Source organism: Actinomadura formosensis NBRC 14204 (genome assembly GCF_001552155.1).
GTDB classification, from domain to species: domain Bacteria; phylum Actinomycetota; class Actinomycetes; order Streptosporangiales; family Streptosporangiaceae; genus Spirillospora; species Spirillospora formosensis.
This window is the reverse complement of sequence record NZ_BCQQ01000001.1, coordinates 73,254-99,693: the sequence shown is the minus strand read 5'-3', so window position 1 is coordinate 99,693 and position 26,440 is coordinate 73,254. Positions and strand designations below refer to the sequence as shown.

Annotated in this window: 21 protein-coding genes; 9 read left to right on the top strand and 12 right to left on the bottom strand. The window is 72.1% G+C overall.

All coding sequences use genetic code 11. From position 1 onward, the window contains the following. The first annotated feature begins 6 nt into the window (after positions 1-6). Entirely contained in the window at positions 7-474 is a 468-nt protein-coding gene (locus AF1_RS00435) for a Dps family protein (protein ID WP_067792043.1), read from the top strand. Between the two features lie 153 nt (positions 475-627). Next, the gene (locus AF1_RS00430) at positions 628-1,146 is read left to right on the top strand and encodes a hypothetical protein (protein WP_067792040.1); all 519 of its coding nucleotides are present in this window, start codon (positions 628-630) and stop codon (positions 1,144-1,146) included. Here the strand turns inward: AF1_RS00430 and AF1_RS00425 are convergent, their stop codons facing one another. The 6 genes from AF1_RS00425 to AF1_RS00400 all read right to left on the bottom strand — a co-directional run bounded on the left by AF1_RS00425 (position 1,147) and on the right by AF1_RS00400 (position 7,175). Continuing rightward, positions 1,147-1,971, bottom strand: a complete 825-nt coding sequence (locus tag AF1_RS00425; protein ID WP_067792037.1) for a DNA-formamidopyrimidine glycosylase family protein — start codon at positions 1,969-1,971, stop codon at positions 1,147-1,149. 7 nt (positions 1,972-1,978) lie between these two features. Further along, complete coding sequence (locus AF1_RS00420) at positions 1,979-2,443, bottom strand: RrF2 family transcriptional regulator (RefSeq protein WP_067792034.1); 465 nt, start codon at positions 2,441-2,443, stop codon at positions 1,979-1,981. Between the two features lie 117 nt (positions 2,444-2,560). Further along, entirely contained in the window at positions 2,561-4,027 is a 1,467-nt protein-coding gene (locus AF1_RS00415) for a glycoside hydrolase family 3 protein (RefSeq protein WP_242608704.1), read from the bottom strand. Beyond that, entirely contained in the window at positions 4,024-4,917 is an 894-nt protein-coding gene (locus AF1_RS00410; RefSeq protein ID WP_165488345.1) for a carbohydrate ABC transporter permease, read from the bottom strand. Before AF1_RS00410 ends, AF1_RS00415 begins: the two co-directional genes overlap by 4 nt. Continuing rightward, the gene (locus tag AF1_RS00405) at positions 4,914-5,885 is read right to left on the bottom strand and encodes a carbohydrate ABC transporter permease (RefSeq protein WP_067792028.1); all 972 of its coding nucleotides are present in this window, start codon (positions 5,883-5,885) and stop codon (positions 4,914-4,916) included. Before AF1_RS00405 ends, AF1_RS00410 begins: the two co-directional genes overlap by 4 nt. Positions 5,886-5,906: 21 nt before the next feature. Further along, a complete protein-coding gene (locus AF1_RS00400) occupies positions 5,907-7,175 on the bottom strand; it encodes an extracellular solute-binding protein (protein WP_067792025.1) in 1,269 nt (422 codons plus the stop codon). A 255-nt stretch (positions 7,176-7,430) separates the two neighbouring features. On the opposite strand from AF1_RS00400, the gene AF1_RS00395 reads away from it, so the two are divergent. Next, positions 7,431-8,654: an ROK family transcriptional regulator gene (locus AF1_RS00395; RefSeq protein ID WP_067792022.1), complete on the top strand. Its 1,224-nt coding sequence runs from the start codon at positions 7,431-7,433 to the stop codon at positions 8,652-8,654. A 71-nt stretch (positions 8,655-8,725) separates the two neighbouring features. Here AF1_RS00395 and AF1_RS33960 read toward each other — a convergent pair whose 3' ends face one another. Then, entirely contained in the window at positions 8,726-8,866 is a 141-nt protein-coding gene (locus AF1_RS33960; protein WP_157419121.1) for a hypothetical protein, read from the bottom strand. A gap of 234 nt (positions 8,867-9,100) precedes the next feature. On the opposite strand from AF1_RS33960, the gene secA2 reads away from it, so the two are divergent. Next, on the top strand, positions 9,101-11,428 hold the full coding sequence (gene secA2 / locus AF1_RS00390; RefSeq protein ID WP_084262285.1) for an accessory Sec system translocase SecA2: 2,328 nt from the start codon (positions 9,101-9,103) through the stop codon (positions 11,426-11,428). Positions 11,429-11,473: 45 nt separating this feature from the next. On the opposite strand, the gene AF1_RS00385 is transcribed toward secA2, so the two are convergent. After that, complete coding sequence (locus AF1_RS00385; protein ID WP_067792019.1) at positions 11,474-16,141, bottom strand: ATP-dependent helicase; 4,668 nt, start codon at positions 16,139-16,141, stop codon at positions 11,474-11,476. A 120-nt stretch (positions 16,142-16,261) separates the two neighbouring features. On the opposite strand from AF1_RS00385, the gene AF1_RS00380 reads away from it, so the two are divergent. Both AF1_RS00380 and AF1_RS32840 read left to right on the top strand, forming a co-directional pair. Beyond that, the gene (locus AF1_RS00380; protein WP_067792016.1) at positions 16,262-17,539 is read left to right on the top strand and encodes an alpha/beta hydrolase; all 1,278 of its coding nucleotides are present in this window, start codon (positions 16,262-16,264) and stop codon (positions 17,537-17,539) included. A gap of 9 nt (positions 17,540-17,548) precedes the next feature. After that, entirely contained in the window at positions 17,549-17,743 is a 195-nt protein-coding gene (locus AF1_RS32840) for a DUF3046 domain-containing protein (RefSeq protein WP_084262284.1), read from the top strand. A gap of 3 nt (positions 17,744-17,746) precedes the next feature. Here AF1_RS32840 and AF1_RS00375 read toward each other — a convergent pair whose 3' ends face one another. The 3 genes from AF1_RS00375 to AF1_RS00365 form a co-directional block, all read right to left on the bottom strand. Then, positions 17,747-18,904: a glutathionylspermidine synthase family protein gene (locus AF1_RS00375; protein ID WP_174548802.1), complete on the bottom strand. Its 1,158-nt coding sequence runs from the start codon at positions 18,902-18,904 to the stop codon at positions 17,747-17,749. Between the two features lie 3 nt (positions 18,905-18,907). Beyond that, entirely contained in the window at positions 18,908-19,267 is a 360-nt protein-coding gene (locus AF1_RS00370) for a hypothetical protein (RefSeq protein ID WP_242608703.1), read from the bottom strand. Positions 19,268-19,363: 96 nt separating this feature from the next. After that, positions 19,364-20,233 (bottom strand): ATP-grasp domain-containing protein, encoded by an 870-nt coding sequence (locus AF1_RS00365; RefSeq protein ID WP_067792007.1) that lies wholly within the window; start codon positions 20,231-20,233, stop codon positions 19,364-19,366. A gap of 275 nt (positions 20,234-20,508) precedes the next feature. On the opposite strand from AF1_RS00365, the gene recA reads away from it, so the two are divergent. The 3 genes from recA to rny all read left to right on the top strand — a co-directional run bounded on the left by recA (position 20,509) and on the right by rny (position 24,335). Continuing rightward, positions 20,509-21,627: a recombinase RecA gene (recA, locus tag AF1_RS00360; RefSeq protein ID WP_067792004.1), complete on the top strand. Its 1,119-nt coding sequence runs from the start codon at positions 20,509-20,511 to the stop codon at positions 21,625-21,627. 136 nt (positions 21,628-21,763) lie between these two features. Continuing rightward, positions 21,764-22,270, top strand: a complete 507-nt coding sequence (locus AF1_RS00355) for a regulatory protein RecX (protein WP_067792001.1) — start codon at positions 21,764-21,766, stop codon at positions 22,268-22,270. 493 nt (positions 22,271-22,763) lie between these two features. After that, positions 22,764-24,335 carry a ribonuclease Y gene (rny, locus tag AF1_RS00350; protein WP_067791998.1) on the top strand — a complete coding sequence of 524 codons (1,572 nt, stop codon included), beginning with the start codon at positions 22,764-22,766 and terminating at the stop codon, positions 24,333-24,335. Between the two features lie 47 nt (positions 24,336-24,382). Here the strand turns inward: rny and AF1_RS00345 are convergent, their stop codons facing one another. Then, entirely contained in the window at positions 24,383-26,416 is a 2,034-nt protein-coding gene (locus tag AF1_RS00345) for a S9 family peptidase (RefSeq protein WP_067791995.1), read from the bottom strand. Positions 26,417-26,440: the final 24 nt, after the last annotated feature.

Genomic DNA, 26,440 nt, shown 5'->3' with positions numbered 1-26,440 from the left:
CTGATAATGGGGACGGTCAAGAGCCCGCTTCCGGATGAGGCCGCGAAGGTCGCGGGACAGGCCCTGCAGGGCGCCCTCATCGATCTGATCGATCTCGCTCTCGTGGCCAAGCAGGCGCACTGGAACCTGACCGGGCGCAACTTCAAGGTCGTCCACGAGCATCTGGACGAGATCGTCGCCCTCGCCCGCAGCGGGCAGGACGATGTGGCCGAGCGCGCCGTGGCGATCGGCGTGAATCCCGACGGCCGTGCCCGCACGGTCGCCGACCGTACCGAGCTGCCGCAGCTCGATGCCGGCTACCTGGTCGACGACAAGGTCGTCGCCGCGATCACCGACATCCTGGCGCAGATCATCGGCCGGTTCCGGGAGCGCATCGCGGCCACCGACGAGCCGGACCAGGTGACCCAGGACCTGCTCATCGGCATCACGCACGAGCTTGAGAAGCAGCACTGGATGTTCCAGGCGCAGACCTGACCGGCGCGACCGGGCCCGGCGCCGTGCCGCCGCGATCCAGGCACGGAACGGGCGCCGAGTGCGATGGGCCCCGGCCCCGTCCCGCACCGGCGGGGCCGGGGCCTTTTCGCGTTCCGGGCCCGCCGGCGCCCCGAATGCGGTGATCATTGGGGGATGAACGTCATGGCGGCGGCGCCGCTGAGATACGCCGCGCTCGGTGCCGCGCTGCTCGCCCTGGCCGCCTGCGGCGCAGAGGGGCACGGCGCGGGGCGTCCGTGCACGGAGATCGGCGCACAGCCCGGCTTGAGCGTCGCCGTCTCGGCTCCCGACGCGGGGCGCGTCGAGTCGGTGGCGCTGCGGGTGTGCTGGGACGGGACGTGCCGGGAACCGCGGGTCGAGCTGCATCCGTCGTCGACGGCCGTCCCGATGGGCTGCGACGGCGCCGAACCGGACGCGGGCTGCGGCGCCGCCGCGTCGCCGGACGGCGGCAAGGCCGGGTTCGCCCCCGTCGAGGGGCTGCCGAAGGCACCGGTGCGGGTCACCCTCACCCTGCGCGGCGCCGGCGGCCGGACGCTGCTCGACGAGCGCGTCGACGTCACCCCCGAGGCCACGTTCCCGAACGGCCCGGACTGCGGCGAGGGCGCCCCACAGGCCGGGCTGACCGTTGCGGGCGGTGCGGTGACCGTCCGATGATCATGGGCGCGGGGGCCGGGCGGGCGCCGGCCCGGTACCGGGGGCGGGCTGGCAGTGCGGGCACCAGAAGGTGACGCGCTCACCGGCATGGGAGGGCTGGTCCGCGCGCTCGATCGGGGTCCCGCAGCGCCGGCAGGGACGCCCGGCCCGCCCGTACACCCAGTGCTCCCTGCCTCGTCCCAGGTCACCGGTGGTGATGTGGCCGTGCCGCGCCTTGTTGACGTCCAGGAGCCGGTGTGACAGCTCCACGAGACCTTCCAGGCCGGGGACGTCTTCGACCCGCGTCCACGGGTTCACGCCCCGCAGGAACAGGATCTCGGCCTTGTAGATGTTGCCGATGCCGGCGAGCCGTGTCTGGTCGAGCAGCGCCTCGCCGGCGGCCCGCGCGGGCTGCTCGCGCAGCCGCCGGGCGGCCTCGGCGGCCATCTGCGGGCCCCACGACGGATCGAGCAGATCGGGGCCGAGGTGGCCGACCGCCGTGTCCTCCTCGGCGGTGCGCAGCAGTTCGACCAGGCCGAGGGAGTGGCCGACCGCCTGCCACTCGGCGTTCGCCAGGACGAGCCGGACCCGGTGGTCGCGTGGCACGGGTCCCGCCCGGCGGATCTGCCAGCGGCCCTCCATCAGCAGATGCGTGTGGACGGTCAGCCCGCCCTCCACGCGGACGAGGAGATGCTTGCCCCGCGACACCGCGTCCAGGACCGTCCGCCCGCGCAGGTCGGCGGTCGCGAACCGGGGGACGCGGAAGTCCGAGCGCGTCAGCACCCGCCCGGCGAGCGCCTCGCGCAACCGCCGGGCGGTGAACCAGACGACATCGCCTTCCGGCATGGCGGATTCAGATCAGGGACGGGCTCTCCCAGGCGGACGGGTCCTCGGTGAGCTTGCGGACGGGGGCGGGCAGTTCCCCGGCCGCGATGTGCGCGAGCGTGACCTGCTCCAGGATGGCGCGCTCGCTGGCGCGCAGCGCGATCCACACCTCCTGCAGGGATCGCGCCGGCCCCTCGTAGCCGACATGCTCGGGACGCTCGCCCCGCACGCCGAGCAGCGGCCCGTCGATGGCGCGGATGATGTCGGCGAGGGAGATCCGCTCGGCCGGCCGCGCCAGCCAGTAGCCGCCCTCGGGCCCCCGCTGGCTCCGGACCAGGCCGGACCGGCGCAGCTGGCCGAGGATGTTCTCCAGGAATTTGGGCGGGATCCGCTGCGCCTCGGCGAGCTGTACCGCGGTCACCGGGCGACTCCCGGCGACCGCCAGCTCGGCGGCGGCGCGCAACGCGTAGTCGACCCTGGCGGACAATCGCATGCGGGTATTATCCCTTGCCGATCGGACCAGTCGGACACCGTGTCGAAATCGGGCGCCGCGGGCGACGCGGCGCGCCCGCCGGAACCGGGCTCCTCCTCCGGCGGGCACGCCACGGGCCTAGCCGGCCGCGGTCAGGCCGAGCAGCTCGGCGGCGGCCTGGGCGTTGGCGGCGGCGGCTCCGTAGGTGGCCAGGTAGACGGCCGAGCCGGGACGCCAGACGGGGAGCCCCATCTCCACGACGACGGTGTCGGGACGGGCGGTCAGCAGGGCCGTGGTGAGGGCCCGCTGGCCGGCGTGCCGGTGCGCGTCGCGCAGGACGACGATGAGCCCGCGTCCCTTGGCGCGGTCCAGGACCCGGTCCGCCGCCCCGTCCGTCCCGTCGGCCTGGACGGCGTCGGGCGCCCACGGGTGCAGTCCCCACGGGGTCGGGCCGACCGCGATGTTGCCGGCCGACTCCGTCTCGACCACCAGGGGCGCCGCGTCCCAGCCTGGGAGCGCCCCCGCGACCCGGATGGCGCGGCGGGCGGCTTCGAGCCCCGCCGCGCGGTCCACGACAGCGGAGCCGTGCCCGGCCAGCCACTCCTTGAGACGGGCGGTGCGCTCGGCGGCGTCCGCCAGCCGGGTCATCGGCAGCCGCCCGGTCCGCACCGCGTCGTCGATCGCGGCGAGCGTCGCCGCGACCGTCTCGGCGTGCTCGCGCGGGCCGAGGCACAGCAGATCGGCGCCCGCGATGAGCGCCCGGACGGACGCCTCCGGGATGCCGATCGCGCCGCTGGCACCCTGCATGTCGAGCGCGTCGGTGACGATCACGCCCGGATGGCCCAGCCGTTCGCGGAGCAGCCCGGTGATCGCCGCGTGCGACAGCGTCGCCGGGACGCCCCCGGTGATCGCCGGCAGGTTGAGATGCCCGGTCATCACCGCGCGGGTGCCGGCCGCGATCGCGGCCCGGAACGGCACCAGCTCGCGGCGTTCCAGCAGGTCCAGGTCGGCGTCGACGAGCGGGACCGACAGGTGCGAGTCGTCCACCGTCGCGCCGTGGCCGGGGAAGTGCTTCGCGCAGGCCGCGACGCCCGCCTCCTGCGTTCCGGTGACGGACGCGGCGGCGTGCCGGGCGACCAGCTCGGGGTCGGAGCCGAACGAGCGGGTCCCGATGACGGGGTTGTCGTCGGCGGTGTTGACGTCCACCGACGGCGCGAAGTTGACGTTGACGCCGACCTCGGCCAGCTCGGCGCCCAGGGAGCGGTAGATGCGGCGGGTCAGTTCCGGATCGTCCACGGCGCCGAGCGCGGCGTTGCCCGGATAGGGGCTGCCGGTGGCGTGGCCGCCGAGGCGGGTGACGTCACCGCCCTCCTCGTCGATCGTGATGAACGGGTCGCCGGCCTCCCGTAGCCGCGCGGTGAGCGCGGCGAGCGACTCCGGGCTCGGCACGTTGCCGGTGAGGGCGAAGAGCGTGACGCCGCCGAGGCCGGCCTCCAGCTCGTCCAGCAGCCAGCGCGGCGCGGTCGCCCCGGGGAACGACGGGAGCAGTGTGCCGCGCGCCAGCCGGGCGATCTCCGCCGTGGTCGCGATGTCGCCGGCCGTCACCCCTTCACCGCCCCGGCGGTGAGGCCGGACACCATACGGCGCTGGACGAGCAGGAAGAAGGCGATGACGGGAATGGTGAGCAGCGTGGACGCTGCCATGATGGGCCCCCAGGCGTTGCCGCTGCGGCCGAAGAAGAACTGCAGCATGATCGGCAAGGTGTACTTGTTCTGGTCGTCGAGGAACGTGAACGCGAAGATGAACTCGTTCCAGGCGGTGATGAAGGAGAAGATGCTGGTCGCCACGAGCCCGGGCGCGACCAGCGGGAGCAGGACGCGCAAGAACGTGCGGACCGGGCCGGCGCCGTCGATGGCGGCCGCCTCCTCCAGTTCGCGCGGCACCGCGGCGACGAAGCCGCGCAGCATCCAGATGGCGAACGGCACCGCGAAGCCGACGTAGACGAGCGCGAGCCCCGCCAGGCTGTTGAGCAGGTCGAGCCGCTTCAGGTCGAGGAACAGCGGGATGACCAGCGCCTCGCACGGCACCATCTGCACGATCAGCAGCATGATGAGGAACGTCGTGCGGAACCGGAAGCGGAACCGGGCGACGGCGGTGGCGGCCATCAGCGCGAGCAGGCCCGACGCCAGGACGGTGACGAGGGCGAGGATCGCGCTGTTGCGGAAGTACTCCCAGAAGGAGACCTCGGCGATGCCGCCGTTCAGCACCAGGTCGAAGTGCTCCAGCGTCGGGTGGGCGGGGAGCGGCTTCGGTGTCGTGCTGAAGATCTCGGTGTTCGGCTTGAACGCGGTGGACGCCATCCAGAAGACGGGGAAGACCGCGATCAGGAAGACGAGCAGGCCCGTCCCGTTCAGCAGCATCCCGCGCGCCCGGCGTTTCATCGCGCGGGGACGGCCCCCCGCGCCCCCCGGCCGCTTCGCGGGTCTGAACCTCATCGTGTCTCCCCCTGACGGACCATGACCCGCACGTACAGGGCGGTGACGACGAGCAGGATGAGCGTGAGCACCAGCGCGATCGCCGAGCCCATGCCGAGCTTCGGATTCAGTGAGCCGAACGCCTCGGAGTAGCCGTAGAGCGACAGGTTGAACGCGTCGCGGTTGGCCGTCCCGGACATGATGAACAGCTGGGTGAAGACCTTGAAGTCCCAGATGATCGACATGACGATCAGCACGAGGAAGATCGGCTTGAGCATCGGGTAGGTGATGCTCCAGAACGTCCGCCACGGGCCCGACCCGTCCACCCGTGCCGCCTCGTACAGTTCGCCGGGGACGCTCTTCAGCCCGGCCAGCACGGACACGGCGACGAACGGGCACGCCTGCCACACGACGCACACGGTCAGGACGGTGTAGGTGGACAGCGGCGTGGCGAACCAGTTGTGGTCGTTCCAGCCGCCGCCGGCGAGGAAGTCCGGCAGCAGGGCGAGGAACCAGTTGACCAGGCCGCCGGTCGTGCCGAACAGCCAGCTGAAGATGATCGCGGCGGTGACCGGCGGGGTCGCCCAGGCGACCATGACGCCGCCGGCGACGAAGCCGGACATCTTCCTGCCGAGCTTGTTGAGCAGCAGGCCCACGAGCGTCCCGATGAGCAGGGTCAGGGACACCGCGACGACGGCGAAGAGCACCGTGTGCCGGAGGGTCTGCCAGAAGAACGGATCATTGAAGATCTTGTCGAAGTTCTCGGTCCCCACCGGCTCGGCCGGCTCGCCGCGCAACTGGCGGTTGCCGACCTTCTGGAACGACATGATCCCGATCTGGATCATCGGCCAGAACATCAGCACGGCGATCACGAGCACGGTCGGCGCGATCAGCAGGTAGGGCCCGCGGCGGGGCCGGCGGCGGGGGCGCGCCCGGCCGGAGAACCTCCGGCCGGGCGCTCTCCGCACCGCGGGTGCGGTGTCGAGCATGGACGTTCCGATCAGCCGGGGCTACGGGTTCAGCAGGGTGTTGGCCTGCTCGTTCGCCTTCTTCATCTCCCCTTCGGCGGGCTTGCCCTGCATGATGGCCTTCACCGCGTTCGGCAGCACCTTCTTGGCCTGCTCGAACTCGCCCCAGCCCGGGCTGATCGGCGGGAACTCGGTGTTGCCGGCGATCTCGGTGAAGATCTCCAGCTTCGGGTCGGAGAACTTCACGTCCGAGCGCATGGAGGAGAAACCGCTGTAGTCGGCCCACGCCTTGGCGTTCTTGGCGTTGTTCAGGACCGTGATGTAGTCGAACGCCGCGGCCTTGGCCTTGCTGTCGTTCCAGACGGCGAGGTCCGAGCCGCCCGCCATGACCGGGGCGTTGCCGCCGGCCTTGCCCGGGATCGGGAACACACCCCACTTGTCGGCGTTCTTGTCGGAGACCTTCTTCATCTCCTTCAGCGCCCAGCTGCCGTCGATGTACATGCCGAGCTTGCCGAGCGCGAAGTCGCGCTGCGGGCCCTCAAGCTCGTTCTTGCCGACGTACTTCTCGGGCGCGACCTTCTCGGTGGTGACGAGACCGGCGTAGTACTCGACCGCCTCGACGGCGGCGGGCTGGTCGAGCTTGCCGGCCCACTTGCCGCCCTCCTTGGCGGCCACGTCGCCGTTGTTGCCCCAGATGAAGCTGAGCAGGGCGTTGGTCTGGTCGCTCGGGATGCCGATGCCGGGCACCTTCTTGGCGTCCTGGACCTTCTTGGCGGCGGCGGTCAGCTCGTCCCAGGTCTTCGGCGGCTGGATGCCGAGGTCCTGGAACCAGTCCGTCCGGTACCAGACGCCGCGGACGCCGCCGTACCACGGCACCGCGTAGATCTTGCCGTCGGCGGTGTCGTTGCCGAGCGCGGTCCTGTTGAGCGTCTTGCCGTCCGCCCAGCCGTTGAACCGGCCGGTGATGTCGGCGAGGCTGCCCTGGTCGATGTGGGACTGGACGTCGGTGTTGCCGAGTTCGGTGACATCGGGCCCCTCCCCGCCCGCCGCCGCCTTCTGGAACGTGGTGGCGACCTGCGGCCAGGGGACGTATTTGATCTGGACGTCGGTGTTCGGGTGCTTCTGCTTGAACTCCGTCTCGACGTCGTCGAGGAACTTGGTCTGCTCCGGCGTCCCGTCGCCCATCATCCAGACCTTGAGCCGCGCCGGGTCCTTGTCCGCGCCGGCCCGGTCGTCCTTGCTGTCGCCGCCGCAGGCCGTGGCGGCCAGGGCGATCGCGGCCGCCGCGGCCGCCACCTTGATGTACTTCACTGGGGGTTCCTTTCCGGCATCGCCTCGCGCGGCCTTATGGCCTGCGGAGCGAGTGGGAACGGCGTGAACCCTTTAGGGTCCTGGCCATGCCCTCCTCGCGTTCGCATCGCTCGCGGGCGCCCTGCTCGCCAGTCCGCGCTCTGCGCGCGCCCCCGGCCCGGGGTACCGGACCGGCCGGCGCTTGGGCGTAAACTAACAAGAAACTTTCCTAAACAAAACCGCCCGTTAGCGGATTGAGACATCGAGGGGGCCGGCATGGCCACACGCCCGGGAACGCCGAGGCTGCTGCGTGAGCTCAACGACCGCGCGGCGCTGGACCTGCTCGTCGAGCGGGGCCCGCTGACCCGCGCCCAGATCGGGGAGCACACCGGGCTGTCGAAGGTGACCGCCTCCCAGTTGCTGTCGAGACTGGAGGAGCGGGGGCTGGTCTCGGTCGTCGGCGAGCAGGCCGGGGGACGCGGGCCCAACGCCGCCCTGTACGCGGTCGTCCCGTCCAGTGCCTATGTCGCCGGGCTGGAGGTCGGGCCGGACGGCGTCACCGCCGGTGTCGCCGACATCACCGGACACATCGCCGCCCAGGTCACCGTGGACCCGAATGGCGCCGGCGAGCCGGTGAAGATGGTCCACAACGCCGTCGTCAAGGCGTGCCGGTCGGCCCGGGTCGCGGTGTCGAAGCTGAACGCCTTCGTCATCGGGACGCCCGGCGTCGTCGACCCGCGCTCCGGGGATGTCCAGTTCTCGTTCGACCTGCCGTCCTGGCACGAGGGCGTGCTGGCCGCGCTGAGGACCGACCTGCGGCGGCCCGTGACCATAGAGAACGACGTCAACCTGGCCGCGATCGCCGAACGGGCGTACGGCTCCGCGCAGGGCGCCGACGACTTCGCGCTCATGTGGTTCGACCGCGGCATGGGCCTGTCGGTGATGCTGGGCGGCCGGCTGCACCGCGGGCGCTGGGGCGGTGCGGGGGAGATCGGCTACCTGCCGGTCCCGGGCGCGCCGCTGCCGCTCGGCGCCGCCCGCCGCGCCCCCGAGGACGAGGGCGTCACCGAGTCGACGACCTGGGGGATCCCGACCCTCGCCGGCGGTTACGGGGCCCTGGTCGGCGCCGACGCGGTGCGCGCCCTGGCCCACGAGCACGGGATCGCCGAGCCGACCGCGTTCGACTGCGTCAGCGCGGCCGCCGCCGACGAGAGCCGCGGCGGCGCGTTCCTGGACGAACTCGCCAACCGCATCTCCTACGGCGTGACCTCGGTCAACATCGTCCTGGACCCGGGCCTCGTCGTGCTGTCGGGAAGTCTCGGCCGGGCCGGCGGACGTCCCCTCGCCACCCGCATCGAGCGGATCGTCGGGCGGATCAGCCCCACCCGTCCGGCCGTGGCCGTCACCGGGGTGGAGGGCAACCCCGTTCTGCGCGGCGCCCTGTACGCGGCGCTGCAGAAGGCCCGCGACGAGGTGTTCTCTGCGGGCGGGACGCCCTAGCGGCGGGGCGGCTCAGGCGAAGCCGAGCGCCCCCCGCCGGCCGGCGGGGGGCGCTTTTGTGGACCGTTCCTTCAGCGGCTACCCGGCGACGCCGCCGCGACGGCGGCCTCCTTGTGGCGCCGCGGATCGTTCAGCGCCCGGTCGATGACGGTCTGGCTGATGATCTGGCGCTTGCGCCGGAGCGCGGCTGCCTTCCGTGCCGTAGGTGTCATGGCGAAACCCCGTTCCGCGGTGACGCTTTCCCCTTGGCCACCGCAACCCCGTGATGACCTCATGATCTCAAACGGAAGGGGCGGAAGGGATCCAACCAAGGAATGAAATCGGACTCAGACCAACAGCGGAGAACGCCCTTGGCGGCACTGGCCTCCACACTGGGATCATGGAGGGGAACGCCGTCTCGGACCCGCCCGCGGGGGGGACCGCGACAGATCGACCGAGGGGACGCCATGGCGCTGCGTGACCGGCTGCGGAGGCTCGCCCAGAAGCCGGGCAGCGTCGACCTGGCGCCCTTCCGCGCGCTGGCGGACGAGGCGGGAAGGCGCGAGTCCCGGGTCCGGGAGCTGTCCGATGCCGAGCTGACCTCCGCCGTGTCCGCTCTCCGCGCGGAGGACGACCCGGCGGAGCTGTGCGCCCTCGGCCGGGAGGCCGCCCGCCGGACGCTGGGGGAGCGGCCGTTCGACGTCCAGCTGATCGGGACGCTCGCGCTGCTGTCCGGGCACGTCGCCGAGATGGCGACCGGCGAGGGCAAGACCCTGGCGGGGGCCCTGGCCGCCGCCGGGCACGCGTTGCGCGGCCGTCAGGTGCACGTGCTGTCGGTCAACGACTACCTGGCGCGCCGCGACGCGCAGTGGATGGGCCCGCTGCATGCGATGCTGGGCGTCTCCGTGGGCTGGGTGGGGCAGTCGTCCACGCCCGGCGAGCGGCGGTCGGCGTACGCGGCCGACGTGACGTACGCGCCGGTCAGCGAGGTCGGCTTCGACCTGCTGCGGGACCGGCTCGCCACCGACCCCGGCGACCTGGTCCTGCCCTCGCCGTCCGCCGTGCTGATCGACGAGGCCGACTCGGTGCTCGTGGACGAGGCCATGACGCCGCTCGTCCTCGCCGGGGCCGCCGGCCTCGACGCCGCCGACCCCCGGCACGCCGACCTCGTCCGGCGGCTGCGGCCCGGCCTGCACTACGCCACCGACGACGAGGCGCGGAACGTCCAGCTCACGCCGGCCGGGGCACGCGAGGTGGAACGCGTTCTGAACCTGGACCTCTACGCGCCCGAGAACCTTTCCACGCTCACCGCGGTGAACGTGGCGCTGCACGCCGAGGTCCTGCTGCACCGCGATGTGGACTACATCGTCCTGGACGGCGCGGTGAAGCTGATCAGCGAGTCGCGGGGCCGGGTCGCGCTGCTGCAGCGCTGGCCGGACGGGCTGCAGGCCGCGGTGGAGGCGAAGGAGGCCCTGGAGGCGTCCCCGAGCGGCGAGATCCTCGACTCGATCACCGTCCAGGAGCTGATCGGGCGCTACCCCGTCCGGTGCGGGATGACCGGCACGGCGATGGCCGTGTCCGGCCGGCTCACCGAGTTCTACTCGCTGCAGATCGCGATCATCCCGCCGAACCGGCCCTGCGTCCGTGTGGACGAGCCCGACCGCCTCTACGCGACCACCGCCGACAAGGACGTCGCGATCGTCGAGGAGATCGCCGCCGCGCACGCCGCCGGGCGGCCGGTGCTGGTCGGCACCGGCGACGTCGCCGAGTCCGAGCGCCTCGCCCGCCGCCTCGCCCGCGCCGGGCTGGACGGGGTCGTCCTCAACGCCAAGAACGACGCCGAGGAGGCCGCGATCATCGCCGAGGCCGGGGCCCACGGCGCGATCACCGTCTCGACCCAGATGGCGGGCCGCGGCACCGACATCCGCCTCGGCGGCAGCCCGTCCACCGCCCCGGGCACCGCGCCCGCCGACGCGCCGGGCTCCGACCACGACCGCGTCGCCGAGGCGGGCGGACTCCTCGTCATCGGCACCGGCCGTTACCACAGCAGCCGCCTGGACGACCAGCTCCGCGGCCGCGCCGGCCGGCAGGGCGACCCCGGCGGCTCCGTCTTCTTCACCAGCCTCCAGGACGACCTCGTCACCCGCTACGCGCCCGACGAGAAGAGCAGGGCGCCCTCGGACGACGACGGGCTGATCACCGACAAGGGCGCGCACTGGATCGTCGGCCACGCCCAGCGCGTCGCCGAGGGCGTCGCCCTCGAACTGCACCGCAACACCTGGCGCTACAACCACCTGATCGGACTGCAGCGCCGCGAGCTTCTCACCGAACGCGACGCCGTCCTGCACGGCGACGCCGCCGGCCGGGCCATGGCCGCCGCCGCCCCCGGACGGCACGCCGAGCTCACCGCGATCGCGGGCGCGGGCGCGGTCACCGCCGCCGCGCGCCAGATCGTCCTGTACCACCTGGACCGCTGCTGGGCCGAGCACCTGGCCTACCTCGCCGACCTGCGCGAGGGCATCCACCTGCGCTCCCTCGGCCGCGGCCTGGACCCGCTGATCGAGTTCAACCGCGAGGCTGTCCCGGCGGGCAAACGCCTCCTCGGCGACGCCCGGAACCGCGCGGTGGCCGCCTTCGCGGCCCTGACCGCCGATGAGAGCGGCATCGACCTGGCCTCCGCCGGCCTGAAACGCCCCTCCGCGACCTGGACCTACCTCGTCCACGACAACCCGTTCGGTTCCCTGGACGAACGAGCCCTCCGGGGCCTGATCGCCATGTTCAAACGCCGCCGCTGACCCCGGGCCGCCTCCCCGGAACGCGTCCGCCGCGATCACGCATGATCAGGAGCGGAGGCGCAGGCCCCGGGGGGTCGGATGGAAACCCGCGGACTCCAGGGCGGCGGCCAGCGGGGAGTCGCTGATCGCTTCCCCGTCGGCGCGTTCCACGGTCAGCTTGCCCAGGGCGCCCTCGCGGACGGCCAGCGCCAGGGCGTCCACCGCCGGTTGCCGGATGCCCGGATCATCGGACCAGGTCAGCAGGGTCCGGCCGCCGCGTTCGACATAGAGGACGAGGCGCCCCTCGACCAGCACGACCAGCGCGCCCGCCTTGCGGCCGGGCTTGTGGCCGCCGGCGGCCTCCTCACCGCGTTCCGGCCAGGGCAGCGCCGCCCCGTACGGGTTGGCCGGGTCGGTGGCGGCGAGGACGAGGGCCCGGCCGCCGGGTTCGCGGGGCGTCTCCCAGAGTGCGGGGACGTCGCCCGGGGGAGCGGCCGCGGGGCGGAGCGCGCGGAGCCGGTCGACGGCGCCCGGCAGGGCGAACTGGGCGGCTCCCAGGCCCTCGACGAAGTAGCCCCGGCGGCACCGGCCCGTCTCCTCGAACGCGCGGAGCACCGGGTAGACGGCGGAGAAACCGCCGGGGGTGCGTTCGGCGGCGACAGCACCGCGTATCACGATGCCGTACCGCTCCAGGAGGGCTTCGGCGAGGGCGTGGGACCGCAGTGTCGCGGTGGCCTCCCGCTCGGGGAGCGGCCACCAGCGTCCGGCGACCGTGGGCGGGCCCGTCCTGGACGGCAGGACGGGACGGCCGCGGCGTGTCGTCCGGGAACGGTGCGCCGGACGGCCGGACCCCAGCGCGGCGCGCAACGGCGCCATCGTGTCGTTGGTGAGGTGCCCGGACCATACGAGGTCCCACAGGGCGGTGACGAGGTCGGCATCGTTCGCGGTGACGTCCTTGTTCACCCGGTCGGACAGCGTCCGGAAGAAGTGGGCGCCGCCGTCACCGAGCGCGTCCAGGACGGCCCGATGCACGGGCGTGAGGGTGATCTCCGCGGGTTCCGGCATGAGGAGCGGCGCGGTGTCGGCCAGGTAGAGCGCCACCCAGCCGTCGCCGCCCGGCAGACCGCCCTGCCCCGCCCACACGACCTCGCCGGCGGACGTCAGCTCGTCCAGCATGGCGGGGGTGTAGCCGGGCACCCGGGACGGCAGGATCAGCGACTCCAGCGCGGACGCCGGGACCGCCGCGCCCTGCAACTGCTCGATCGCCTGGACGAGCGCGTCGACGCCCCGCAGCCGCGACCCGCCGTAAACGCCGTGCCAGGCGGGCAGGAAACGGCCGAGTGACTCCGGCGGGGACGGTTCCACCTCGGCGCGGAGCCGGGCCAGGCTGCGGCGCCGCAGCACGCGCAGGACGCCGGTGTCGCACCATTCGGCCGTCAGCGGGCCCGCAACGGCCTGGGCGGGCAGGAACTCGCCCTCGACGACCCGGCCCGCGCCCGCCAGCCGCCGCAGGGTCTCCACGACCACGGCGATGCCCAGCCCGAAGCGGGCGGCGGCCTCACCCGCCCGGAACGGCCCGTGTGTGCGCGCGTACCGGGAGATCAGGTCGCCGAGCGGGTCGCCCACCGGTTCGAGGAACGCTTCCGGGACGCCCACGGGCAGCGGCGCCCCGAGCGCGTCGCGGAGCCGCCCCGCGTCCTCGATCGCGGCCCAGCGCTCCTGCCCGGCGACCCGCACCCGGATCGCCCGCCGCGCTCCTTCCAGCTCCACCAGCCACCGCGCCACCAGGGCGAGTACCGCGCCGGAGTCCGGAGCCGCGTCCGGACCCGCCGCCTCGCCCTCCAGGGCGGCGTGACCGCTCGGCGCGGCACCCGGGCCGAGGGCCCGTTCGGCGACCTCCGCCGTGGTGAGGGGCCCGAGGGCGCGGAGGAGGTCGGCGACGCCCTCCATGTCGCGGGCACGGCGGTCGGCGGCCAGGCGCTGGAGTTCGCGTTCGGTGTCGGCGACGGCGTCGGGGTCGAGCAGCTCGCGGAGATCGGCCTGGCCGAGCAGTTCGGCGAGCAGCGCCGAGTCGAGCGCGAGTGCCTGGGCGCGGCGTTCGGCGAGCGGGGAGTCGCCCTCGTACATGAACGCGCCGACGTAGTGGAACAGCAGGGACCGCGCGTAGGGCGACGGCTCCGGCGTCTCCACCTCGACCGTGCGGACCTTGCGTCCCGACAGGTCGCGCATGAGCTGCACCAGGCCAGGGACGTCGAACACGTCCTGCAGGCACTCGCGGATGGTCTCCAGCACGATCGGGAACGAGGGGTACTTGCTCGCGACGGCGAGGAGCTGCGCGGCGCGCTGGCGCTGCTGCCAGAGCGGCGTGCGCCTGTCGGGGCGACGGCGGGGGAGCAGCAGGGAACGCGCCGCGCACTCGCGGAACCGGGCCGCGAACAGCGCCGAGCCGCCCAGCTCGTCCACGACGACGCGCTCGATGTCGTCGGCGTCGAAGACGGCGAGATCGAGGCCGGGCGGCTCGTCCATGTCCGGGATGCGGATGACGATGCCGTCGTCGGCGTGCATGGCCTGCGCGTCGACGCCGTACCGTTCGCGCAGACGGCCCGCGATGGCAAGGGCCCAGGGCGCGTGCACGCGCGCGCCCAGCGGAGAGTGGACGACCATACGCCAGTCACCGAGCTCGTCGCGGAACCGTTCGACGACCACCGTGCGGTCGTCGGGGACGTGCCCCGTGGCCTCACGCTGCTCGCTCACGTAGGAGACGAGGTTGGCCGCGGCCCAGGCGTCCAGCCCCGCGGCGGAGACGCGCTCGCGGGCCTCCCGCGCGGGCAGGCCGGCCAGCTCGCGGGTGAACGAGCCGAGCGCGCGGCCCAGCTCGGCCGGCCGCCCCGGTGTGTCGCCGTGCCAGAACGGCAGCTTGCCGGGCCGGCCGGGGGCGGGGGAGACGAGCACCCGGTCGGGCGTGATGTCCTCGATGCGCCACGAGCTGGCGCCGAGCACGAACACGTCGCCGACGCGCGACTCGTAGACCATCTCCTCGTCCAGTTCCCCGACGCGGGACCCTCCGGAGGCCGTTCCCCGGGCGGACGGAGCCCCGCCGGCGAGGAACACTCCGAACAGGCCGCGGTCCGGGATCGTCCCCCCGCTGGTCACCGCGAGGCGTTGCGCGCCGGGACGGCCGTGCAGGACGCCCGTCACCCGGTCCCACACCAGGCGTGGGCGGAGTTCGCCGAACTCGTCACTGGGGTAGCGCCCGGCGAGCATGTCGAGGCACGCCTCCAGGGCCGAACGCGGGAGCGTGGCGTAGGGAGCGGCGCGCTTGACCAGTGATTCCAGATCGTCGACGGTCCATTCGTCCATGGAGACCATCGCGACGATCTGCTGCGCGAGGACGTCCAGGGGGTTGCGCGGGTAGCGCAGCTCCTCGATCTCGCCGTCGCGCATCCGCTCGGCCACCACCGCCGTCTGGACGAGGTCGCCCCGGTACTTGGGGAAGATCACGCCCTTGGAGACGGCACCGACCTGGTGGCCCGCGCGCCCCACCCGCTGGAGCCCGCCGGCCACCGACGGCGGTGACTCCACTTGGACGACCAGATCGACGGCGCCCATGTCGATGCCCAGTTCCAGGCTGGACGTCGCCACGACCGCCGGAAGGCGCCCCTCCTTCAGAGCGTTCTCGATGCCGGCCCGTTCCTCCTTGGAGACCGAGCCGTGGTGCGCTCTGGCGATCTCCAGAGGGGCGCCTCTGGCCGTACCCGCCTGGGCCATCGTGGCGGCGGGGGAGTGGTCCTCGGGCAGGGGCTCGCCCGTCGTGCGTTCGTAGGCGAGTTCGTTCAGCCGTCCGCAGAGCCTTTCGGCCAGCCGCCGTGAGTTGGCGAACACCAGTGTCGAGCGGTGTGCCTGGATGAGGTCGAGCAGACGGTCTTCGACATGGGGCCAGATGCTGCGCTGCCGGGGGTCGGCCGTACCGGAGTCGTCAACGAACTGGCCGACCTCGCCCATGTCCTCCACGGGGACGACGATGTCGAGATCGAAGACCTTGTCGGACGGAGGCTGGACGACGGAGGCCGGGTTCGTCCCGCCCAGGAAGGCCGCCACCTCGTCCGCGGGACGGACGGTCGCCGACAGGCCGATCCGCTGGGCGGGCCGATCGAGGAGGTCGTCCAGCCGTTCGAGGGAGAGCGCCAGGTGCGCGCCGCGCTTGGTGCCCGCCACCGCGTGCACCTCGTCCACGATGACGGTCTCGACACCGCGCAGCGACTCGCGCGCCCGCGAGGTCAGGATCAGGAACAGCGACTCGGGCGTGGTGATCAGGATGTCCGGCGGCTTGACGGCGAGCCGGCGGCGCTCGTCGGCCGGGGTGTCGCCCGACCGCATCCCGACCCGGACCGCCGGCTCGGGCAGGCCGAGCCGGCGCGCCGCCTGCCGGATCCCGGTCAGCGGGGCGCGCAGGTTGCGCTCGACGTCCACGGCGAGGGCCTTCAGCGGCGACACGTACAGGACGCGGCAGCGCCGCAGCGGATCGTCCGGGACGGGCCCGGTGGCGAGCCGGTCCAGCGACCACAGGAACGCCGCCAGGGTCTTGCCGGACCCGGTGGGCGCGACGACGAGCGTGTCGCCGCCGCCCGTGATGGACTCCCACGCCCCAGCCTGGGCGGGGGTGGGCGCGGCGAACGCCCCGCGGAACCAGGCGCGGGTCGCCGGGGAGAAGCGTTCGAGCACGTCACCGCCCATGGCGCCATACTGCCTTGCGGGGCCGACAGAACGCGACGGGGTGGCGGGCGTCACCTTGTAAGCAAGCACTTGTCCGGGCATGGTTCTACGGATGGGACACTCGCCGCCAAGGGGATCTCGATGACCTACGTCCTGCTCGTCCTCGGGATCCTGCTCGCCCTGGCCGCCGCCAACGCGCACGCTCCCCGGCGCAGCGCCGTCCTGCTCACGCCGAGTTTCTTCCTGGGGTGGCTGACCATCGAGATGGCGCCGCACGTGCTCGTCACCGGGGCCGTCGCCACCACGCTCACGGCCGTGTTCGGTGGACTGGACGGCTGGCCCGGCTGGACGGGTCTCGCCCTGGCGGCGCTGGGCATGGCGGGCGTCGCGGCCACCATCGTCGCGTCCCGCCGTACGGTCGTCACGCTGCGGGGCAGCGGCGCGCCCCTCGACCTGGACCCCGAAGGCGCTCCCCACTATCCGCTCTCGCATCTGATCGTCCCGCCGCTGTGCCTGATCCCGCGCAAAGGCGTGCGGGTCGAACGCAACGTCGTCTACCGCGAGGACGGCCGGCTGCGCCTGAAGCTGGACGTCTTCCGGCCGACCGGCGAGCTCCCCGGCGATGAACTGCGTCCCGGGCTCATGCAGATCCACGGCGGCGCGTGGGTCATCGGAGACAAACGCGAGCAGGGATTGCCCTTGCTCAACCACATGGCCTCGCAGGGATGGGTCGGCTTCAACGTCAACTACCGGCTCAGCCCCCGCGCCACCTGGCCCGAGCACCTCATCGACCTCAAGCACTTCCTCGCCTGGTACAGGGAGCACGCCAGGGAGTACGGAGCCGATCCCGGCTTCCTCTGTGTGACCGGTGGTTCGGCCGGCGGGCACCTCGCGGCGATGGTCGCGTTGACGGCGAACGTGCCCGAATTCCAGCCGGGCTTCGAGGACACCGACACCAGCGTGCAGGGTGCCGTCCCGTTCTACGGCGTCTACAACCTCTTCGAACCGGGGCCGTGGCCGCGTCCCATGGGCGCCACCGGCCTCATGGAACGAATGGTGATCAAGCAGCCCTTCGAAGGGAACCGGGAAGCGTACGCCAAGGCGTCCCCCGTCACGTACATCAGCGAGGACGCGCCGCCCTTCTTCGTCATCCACGGAAGCCGCGACTCGCTCATCCCCGTGGCCGAAGCACGCCGGTTCGTGGAACGGCTCCGGGACGTCTCCAAGTCACCCGTCATCCATGCCGAGATGAAGGGGGCCCAGCACGCCTTCGACGTCTTCCCCTCCTACCGGACGGCCCGCGTCATCGAGGGCGTCGAGCGCTACCTGACGGGTCTGCACCGCCAGCACCGCCAAGGGACCGGACCCGCCGTCCCCGGCGAGGTCACGCGGTCCTTGGGGGAGTCCTCCGTCGGATAGCGTGGAGCGGTGCGGCTCACAGTTTTCTGGGATCGGATGAAGCAGCAGTTCGGCGAGCGCTACGCCGAGAGTGTGGCCAAGGACTACGTCATGGCCGAACTGGGCGGCCGCACCATCGAGCAGGCACTCACCGACGGGGAACCCGCCAGGAAGGTCTGGGAGGCCGTCGTCGCGAACTTCGACGTGCCGTCCACCCTGCAGTAGCCGCTACAGCCGAATGCGGTGCGGGACGAACGACGACGTGTCGTCGGTGATGAGTCCCGACGTCTCCCTGATGCCGAGGCCGGCCGCTTCATCGTGGACCACCCACGCCCCCAGCACCGGGTGCTCGCCATCGAAGTCCGGCAGCGGGCAGAACTCCTGGAAGACGAACCCTTCCGTGCCGTAGTCGCCCTCGGTTCGCTGCTCGGTTCCGTCCGGCAGGACGATGCGCATGCTCGCCCCCTCCCGCCCCAGCAGCGGCTTCTGCACGTAGGACGTGAGGTCCGAGGGTGTGTTCAGGTAGGCCGGCAGCAGGTTGGGGTGCCCGGGGAAGAGCTCCCACAGCAGGACGAGCAGCGCCTTGTTCGACAGCACCATCTTCCAGATCGGCTCTATCCACGACGTGGGCGCTCCCGGAATGTTCTTCCCGAACGGCTCGGCGACGATCCACTCCCACGGGTAGAGCTTGCAGAGCGTCCCGATCTCCCGCTCGTCCAGGTCCACGAAACGCCCGCGTGCGGAGTCCCAGCCGATGTCCTCCATGGCGATCGCCATGCCCGGCAGGCCGGCCTCCTCGGCCGTCTCCTGCATGTAGGCGATCGTCATGACCTCCTCACCGGTCTCGTCATCGGCCGTCCAGGCGAAATGGACCGGCCCCCCGCCCGCGGCCGGAGCGATCTCCTTCCAGCGGGCCACGAGCCGCTCGTGAATGGAGTTCCACTGGTCGTCCCCCGGATGGGTGTCCTGCAGCCAGTGCCACTGGACGACGGAGCTCTCGACCAGGGCCGTCGGAGTGTCGGCGTTGTACTCCAGGAGCTTGGGCGGGCCCTGGCCGTCGTAACGCAGATCGAACCGCCCGTACAGGTGCGGATCGCCGCGCCGCCACGACTCCTCGATCAGCGGCGCCACCCAGCCGGGGATGCCGAGAGCGTGGTAGCGGCCGGTGGACACGACGTGCTCGACCACGTCCAGGCACATCCGGTGCAGCTCTTCGACGGCCGTTTCAAGTGCCAGTACCTCGATCATGTCGAAGACGTAGTGCACGGACTCGTCCCAGTAGGGCCGGGTCAGGTACTCGGGGTGCGCGGTGCGGTGGAAGGCCAGGCCGTGCGCCTCGATCTTCTCCGCCCAGCCGTCACGCGGCGTCGAACGCATACGGTGCACGGGTCAGCCTCCGCTCCGGCCGCTGCCGCCGAACCCGCCACGGCTCAGCGTCCGCCCGCTGCTCGACTTGATCTTCCCGTCGGGCCGGATGCCGCTGCCGCCGGACGCGAACCCGGAGGTGCTCTTCCCGCCGTAGTACCAGAAGTACCGGCCGTACGCGTGGGACGTGCGGTCGATGTCGCCGGGGTCGCAGTTGCCGTCCGGGACGACCCGGTAACCGCCCCTGCCGGGCGAATTCCGATCGACGCATCGCGCCGTGGTCGAACCGGCGCCGCACGCGACGAGCGTCAGTGACAGCGCGCTCACCATTCCCACTTTCACGACGCGGGAGCTGAACCGGCGATCGGTCTCCTGTGGGGACACGGGCACACGTCCTTAGTCAAGCATCAGTGATCAGGCAGCCTAGAACTGCGGATCATGAGACGGAAGAGACATGTGTCCCGGTTCCGCGCCGACCGGTCATTCGGGTACGGGCAGGTGGGCGTAGAGATCCATCGCGTCCACCGACGACGGCAGATCGCTGACCTGACCGTCGCCGACCTCCACCACGCGCCATGCGCCGTCCGTGCGGCGGGCCAGGTCGGTGGTGATGAAACGGCAGCCGAGCGCGCGGACGGCCGGCGCCACGGCGTCCACGTCCGGATCGAGTTCCACATCAGGGCTGTCGGGATGCGGGCCCACCAGGGCGGGCTCGCCGTCCACCCACCACACGCGCGCCTCACCCTCGCCGTCGTACTCCTCGAACTCGCGCACGACGAGGCCGCCCGCCAGATGGTCGTCCCGTAGCGCGACCATCTTGGACGCGACGTCGTGCAGCCGTGCGAGGTTCTTCACGTCGGGGACGAAGCACGCCTCCTCCCACTCGTGCTTGCACGACTTCACGTAGTCCTTGACCACGGCCGGGCCGCCGCGCAGCGGACGGACGAGCTCCTCCAGTTCATGGAGGGCACCGGGGTCCTGCCCCGGGCCGAGGGGCCGCCACACGCTGTGCGGGGTGAGCCCCGCGAACGTCTCATGCCAGCCCGGCAGCTCGTGCGCGCGCCTGTAGTCGTTCGGATGCGTCAGCAGGACCGTCCCGCGCCGCTTCAAGGCGGCGGCCATCGCGCCGTACTCCTCCGCCGAGAGCATCCAGCCGCGATACCAGGCGGGCCCCAGGCCGGAGGGCACCGCGTCGACGGCGTCCTCTGCGTCGCCGCGCCGCAGCGCGTCGTGGTCGATCAGGGCGATCTCGCCGTAGTGGTCCCGCACGGCGGCGGCCTCGCGGGAGAAGTGGGGGTCAACGCGCCGGGGATGGAGCGGATCGACGCAGAAGAGGACGGTCAGCGTCATGTTCGGAACCCTCCGTGGACTGCGCCAGCGTACGGGGTCGGGACCAGAGAGCGCACGGCCATTCATGCTCGAATCGGCATAACGAGCGATGATCGAACGGATGTTCGGTAAGCTGGTCTCTGACGCGCGGCGTCGTCCATGGCGGTGCCGTCCATGGCGGCGTCGTCCACAATTGCGCGGGGGCTCGAAAAGTGTCGGTGGCCCGCCGTAACGTCGCCCTCGACAGCGCAAAGCAGCGGCCGAGAAGCCGACAGTCACGACGAGAAGGACATCTCATGGCAGCGAACGACCGGGAGAAGGCTCTCGAGACCGCACTCGCCCAGATCGAGCGGCAGTTCGGCAAGGGGTCGGTCATGCGGATGGGCGAGGAGGCGCGGGCGCCCGTCGAGGTGATCCCCACCGGCGCGATCTCCCTCGACATCGCGCTCGGCATCGGCGGCCTCCCGCGCGGGCGCGTCGTCGAGGTCTACGGCCCCGAGGGCTCCGGCAAGACCTCCATCGCGCTGCACGCGGTGGCCAGTGTCCAGAAGAAGGGCGGCATCGCCGCGTTCGTCGACGCCGAGCACGCGCTCGACCCCGAGTACGCCGCCAAGCTCGGTGTCGACATCGACGCCCTGCTGGTCTCCCAGCCCGACACCGGCGAGCAGGCCCTGGAGATCACCGACATGCTGATCCGCTCAGGCGCGATCGACATCGTCGTCATCGACTCCGTCGCCGCGCTCGTCCCGCGCGCCGAGATCGAGGGCGAGATGGGCGACAGCCACGTCGGTCTCCAGGCCCGCCTCATGTCCCAGGCCCTGCGCAAGCTCACCGGCGCGATCAACCAGACCAAGACAACCGCCATCTTCATCAACCAGCTCCGTGAGAAGGTCGGCGTCATGTTCGGCTCCCCGGAGACCACCACCGGGGGCCGGGCGCTGAAGTTCTACGCCTCGGTCCGGCTGGACGTCCGCCGTATCGAGACCCTCAAGGACGGCACCGAGGCCGTCGGCAACCGCGTCCGCGTCAAGGTCGTCAAGAACAAGATGGCTCCGCCCTTCCGCGTCGCCGACTTCGACCTCCTCTACGGCCAGGGCATCAGCCGCGAGGGCGGCCTGATCGACCTCGGCGTGGAGCACGGCTTCGTCCGCAAGTCCGGCGCCTGGTACACCTACGACGGCGACCAGCTCGGCCAGGGCAAGGAGAACGCCCGCAACTTCCTCAAGGCCAACCCCGACATGGCCGACGGCATCGAGAAGAAGATCAAGGAGAAGCTGGGCATCGGTCCCAAGGTCGACAAGGAGGCCGAGCCCGCCCCGGCCGCCGCGCCGCCCGCGCCCCCGGCTCCGGCCGCCGCCGGCCGGACCACCGCCGCGAAAAGGGGGGCGAAGGCCACCAAGACGGGTGATTCATAACCAAGAATCCGCGGCGGTGGGTGACACTTGACGAAGGGTGAGCGATGATCTCGTATGCAGGGCGGCGGCGCCTCACCCGGCACCGCGCGATCGGTGCACGGACCTTCCCCGGCGGCGCCGCCGCTCCCACGGCCGCATGAGCGATCCCGAGGCCAGGGCCCGCGAGATCTGCCTGCGTCTGCTGTCGGCGTCGCCCCGCACGCGGGCCCAGCTCGCGAGCGCCCTGCGCCGCAAGGACATCCCGGACGAGGTGGCCGAACGGGTCCTCTCCCGCTTCACCGACGTCGGCCTCATCGACGATGAGGCGTTCGCGCGGGCCTGGGTCCGGTCCCGGCATGCCGGCCGCGGCCTGGCCAGGCGAGCCCTGGCCGCCGAGCTTCGCCGCCGCGGCGTGGCCGAGGACACCGTCGACGAAGCCGTCGAGTCCCTGGACCCCGCCGAGGAGGAGGAAACCGCCCGCGCCCTGGTTCACCGCAAACTCCCGGCCACCAGGGGCGCCGACCCCGCCAAGCGCATGCGCCGCCTGGTGGGCATGCTCGCCCGCAAGGGCTACCCGCCCGGCCTCTCCTACCGGGTGGTCAAAGAGGCGCTGGCCGAAGAGAGCACCGACCTGGAGACCATCCCCGACGACGCCTTCGACTGACCACCTTCCATACGGGGCGGGTCATATGGGGCAGGTCATACGGGGCAGGCCCGCGCCCCGCGCACGGACGTGGGCCGGTGACACTCCGGGTTGCGGAGCGGGGTGACTGCCGGGTGAGGTGTTTTCTGACTCTCCCCCACAAGAGTGATCGGCCTGGTGGGAAGGGGCGTGGAGGGTCGGGAAGGGCGGTAAGGAAGGAGTCACGCTGACGTTCGGTTAGTCCGGAATGCCCTTCGTTTGCTTGCTCATTACCTCCGCGCCGCTTACCGTTACGGCAGTGAGGAGTTACTCCGCGTCTTGCGGATTGCCATACGACCGAGCACGTTCCAGCAGCTGAGAGGCACACAGGACACCGTTCGCCGACCGGATACGGCCGGGGCATCGGGGCGCGCCGCGCGTGGCCCCGCGATGTCGTGAATCCGAGCGCGAGTAAATCCTCGCTAGGCAGGGTCCCGAAGTCCGGAGGGGCCCGCGGCGAGGAAGGATCTGCCTCATGGAGAGCGTCCTGCTGGGTGCAGCTCTGCTGGTGACCCTGGTCGCTCTCATCATCGTCGTCCTGTGGCGCCCCGGCACGCCCGGGAAGGCCGCGGCGGAGATGGCCCGCGCGCAGAGCGAGGCCGACGAGATCCGGTCGAAGGCGAAACGGGACGCGCAGGAAACCCTGGAGAAGGCCGAGCAGGAGGCGCAGCAGATCGCGTCCGCGGCGCGCACCGAGGCCGAGGAGGAGGGCCGGACCCTCCGGGACGACCTGCGGACCGTCCGGGAGGATCTGGAGCGCCGGGAGGCGCGTCTCGCCGAACGCGAGCAGCGGCTGGACGGCGAGGTCCGCCGGCTGGAGGAGTGGCAGGAACGGCTCGCCGCGGCCAAGCACGCGCTGGAGGCCCGCAAGGAGGAACTGGCCGGCGTCGCCGAGGAGCGGCGCAAGATCCTGGAGCGGGCGGCCGGGCTCACCGCCGAGCAGGCCAGAGGCGAACTGGTCGCGGCGATCGAGAACCAGGCGAAGCGGGAGTCGATCCCCATCGTCCGTGAGATCGAGAACGCGGCGCGGGCGGAGGGCGAAAAGCGCGCCCGCAAGATCGTGACACTGGCGATCCAGCGGGTCGCGAGCGACCAGACGGCCGAGTCCGTCGTGTCGGTGCTGCATCTGCCGAGCGACGAGATGAAGGGCCGCATCATCGGCCGCGAGGGCCGCAACATCCGCGCGTTCGAGACGACGACCGGCGTCAACCTGATCATCGACGACACGCCCGAGGCGGTGCTGCTGAGCTGTTTCGATCCGGTGCGGCGGGAGGTCGGCCGGCTGACGCTGGAGAAGCTCGTCCTGGACGGGCGCATCCACCCGCAGCGCATCGAGGAGATCTACGAGCGCAGCAAGAGCGACGTGGAGCAGTTGTGCGTGCGGGCCGGCGAGGACGCACTGGTCGAGGTCGGCATCGGCGACATGCACCCGGAGCTGATCGCGCTGCTCGGGCAACTGCGGTACCGGACGTCCTACGGGCAGAACGTGCTGAAGCACCTGATCGAGTCCGCGCATATCGCCGGGGTCATGGCGAGCGAGCTGAGGCTTCCCGTGGAGGTCGCCAAGCGATGCACGCTGCTGCACGACATCGGCAAGGCGCTCACCCACGAGGTGGAGGGCAGCCACGCGCTGATCGGCGCCGAGATCGCGCGCCGCTACGGCGAGCACGAGGATGTCGTCCACGCGATCGAGGCCCACCACAACGAGGTCGAGGTCCGGACGGTGGAGGCCGTCCTCACCCAGGCGGCGGACGCGGTGAGCGGCAGCCGGCCCGGGGCGCGCCGGGAGTCCCTGGAGGCGTACGTCAAGCGCCTGGAGCGGCTCGAGCAGATCGCCCGCGACAAGCACGAGGGCGTGGAGAAGGTCTTTGCGATGCAGGCCGGACGCGAGATCCGCGTGATGGTCAAGCCGGACACGGTCGACGACATCCAGGCACAGGTCATCGCCCGCGACATCGCCAAGCAGGTCGAGGACGAGCTGACCTACCCGGGCCAGATCCGTGTCACCGTGGTGCGGGAGTCCCGGGCGACCGAGTTCGCCCGCTGAGCCCCGGTCCGGCGCCCGCCCGCCGGAGAGCGGACGGGCGGGACGGATCAGCCGACCGTGAGGTTGATCGGCTCCACGCCGCGCGGTTCGAAACCGAGGGTCTGGCCGTAGAAGGCGAGTTCCGCCTCCAGGCAGCGGATCATCGTGTCGGCCTTCCGGAAGCCGTGCGACTCGCCCTCGAACGTGAGGTAGGCGTACGGCATCTTCTTGTCGGCCAGCGCCAGCGCGAAACGCTCGGACTGGTCCGGCGGCACGACCGGGTCGTTCAGCCCCTGGAGCAGCAGGACGGGGCACGCCGTCCGGTCGGCGCGGCCGAGCGGTGAACGCTCCTCGTAGGCGCGCTCGAAGCCGGGCAGGGGGCCGATGAGCCCGAACAGGTAGTGCGACTCGAAGTCGTGCGTGGCCTCGGCGAAGCTCTGCAGGTCGCTGATGCCGAAGTAGGACGTCGCGGCCTTGAACAGGTCCGTCTGGGTGATCGCAGCGAGCGTAGTCCAGCCGCCCGCGGAACCGCCCCGGATCGCCAGCCGTGCCGGATCGGCTATGCCGCCGTCCACGAGTGCCTGAGCCGCGGCTATGGCGTCCTCTACGTCGACGACGCCCCACTGGCGGCGCAGCCGTTCACGGTAGGCGCGGCCATAGCCGGTCGATCCGCCGTAGTTGACGTCGATGACCCCGATGCCGCGGCTGGTGAAGTAGGCCCGCTCCAGGTCGAGCACCGTGGAGACCCGCTGGGTGGGGCCGCCGTGCACGAACACCACGTACGGCGGCAGTTCACCCTCGGGCCCCGCCGCCTCCGGGTTGGTCGGCGGGAACACGTACGCGTGGACGGGACGCCCGAACGGCCCCTCCAGGCGTTCGGCGCGCGGCCTGGACAGGTACGCGACGTCCGGCAGCTCGGCCAGCTCGCGCCGCAGCCCCTCGACGCGCCCGGTCGTGGTGTCGACGCGGACGACCGAGGGCGGCAGGTCGGGCCCGCCGGCGATGCCGACGATCGTCGTCCCGTCCGCGGACAACTGCGTCGCCCAGTGCTCGTACGGGACCTCCAGGTCGACGAGGTCGAGGGTCTCCGGATCGTAGACGCCGAGCCGCATGTCGCCCTCGCCGTGCAGGACGGCGAGCCGCCCGTCGCTGAGCAGCGCGTACGGCATGCCGCCGAGCTGCCACAGCGGGCCGGTGAACTCCTCCTCGGCCGGGTAGAGGGCCTGCGGCGACTCACCGTGCAGGCCGACCTGGTAGATGTTCCACCAGCCGGGCCAGTCGGAGATCACGTACAGGGACTCGTCGTCGCGCCACAGCGGCGCCAGGGCCGACTCGGTGAGCCCGCCCTTGACGGTCCTGGGCGCGACCGTCGCACCGTCCTCGATGGCCGCCACGCGCAGCTCGGTGCCGTCCCACGGCATGCGCGGGTGGTTCCACTGCACCCACGCCAGGTGCCCGCCGCCCGGCGACGGGACGGGCGAGGCGTAGAACTGCGCACCGGTGACCAGCTCGCGGATCGCGCCGGCGTCCCCGGCGGCGCTGCCGTCCAGCGGGACGGCGACGATGGCGCGCCGGATCCCGGTGGTGCCCGGCTCCTCCGCCGGAGGGTGCCCGGCGTCCTCGCCCTCGGCGGGCGCGGGCTCGGCCGGCGCCGTGATGTGGCCTTCGCACACGCACCAGATCTCCGTCCCGTCCGGGGACAGGACGTAGTCGGCGTAGCGCAGCCCCGCCGGGACGGCCGGTTCGGGCGTCAGCGGGTACGGCTTGGGGTCGCCCTCGTCGAGCCGGTGGAGCCGCTGGTCGTCGTAGTTGGAGAACACGACCGACCAGCCCTCGCCGGTACGGATCGGCAGGTAGGACCGGCCCCCGTACTCGTGGACGCGGGTACGGGCGTCCCACGGCGCCTGGAGCAGATCCGTGCGATGACCGCCGTTGAGATGGACGACCGTGGTCCGCCCGCCCTCCTCGGGCCGGGTCTCCTGCCACCACACGTCATCGCCCGCGACGGTGGGAAAACTGAGGCGCAGCCGGGCGCGGGCGACATCGGCCGCGGAGATGGGGGAGGGCCAGGAGCCGTAGGGGAGGGTCGCACGAGCGGTCATAACAGGAATCGTCCCGCATACGGG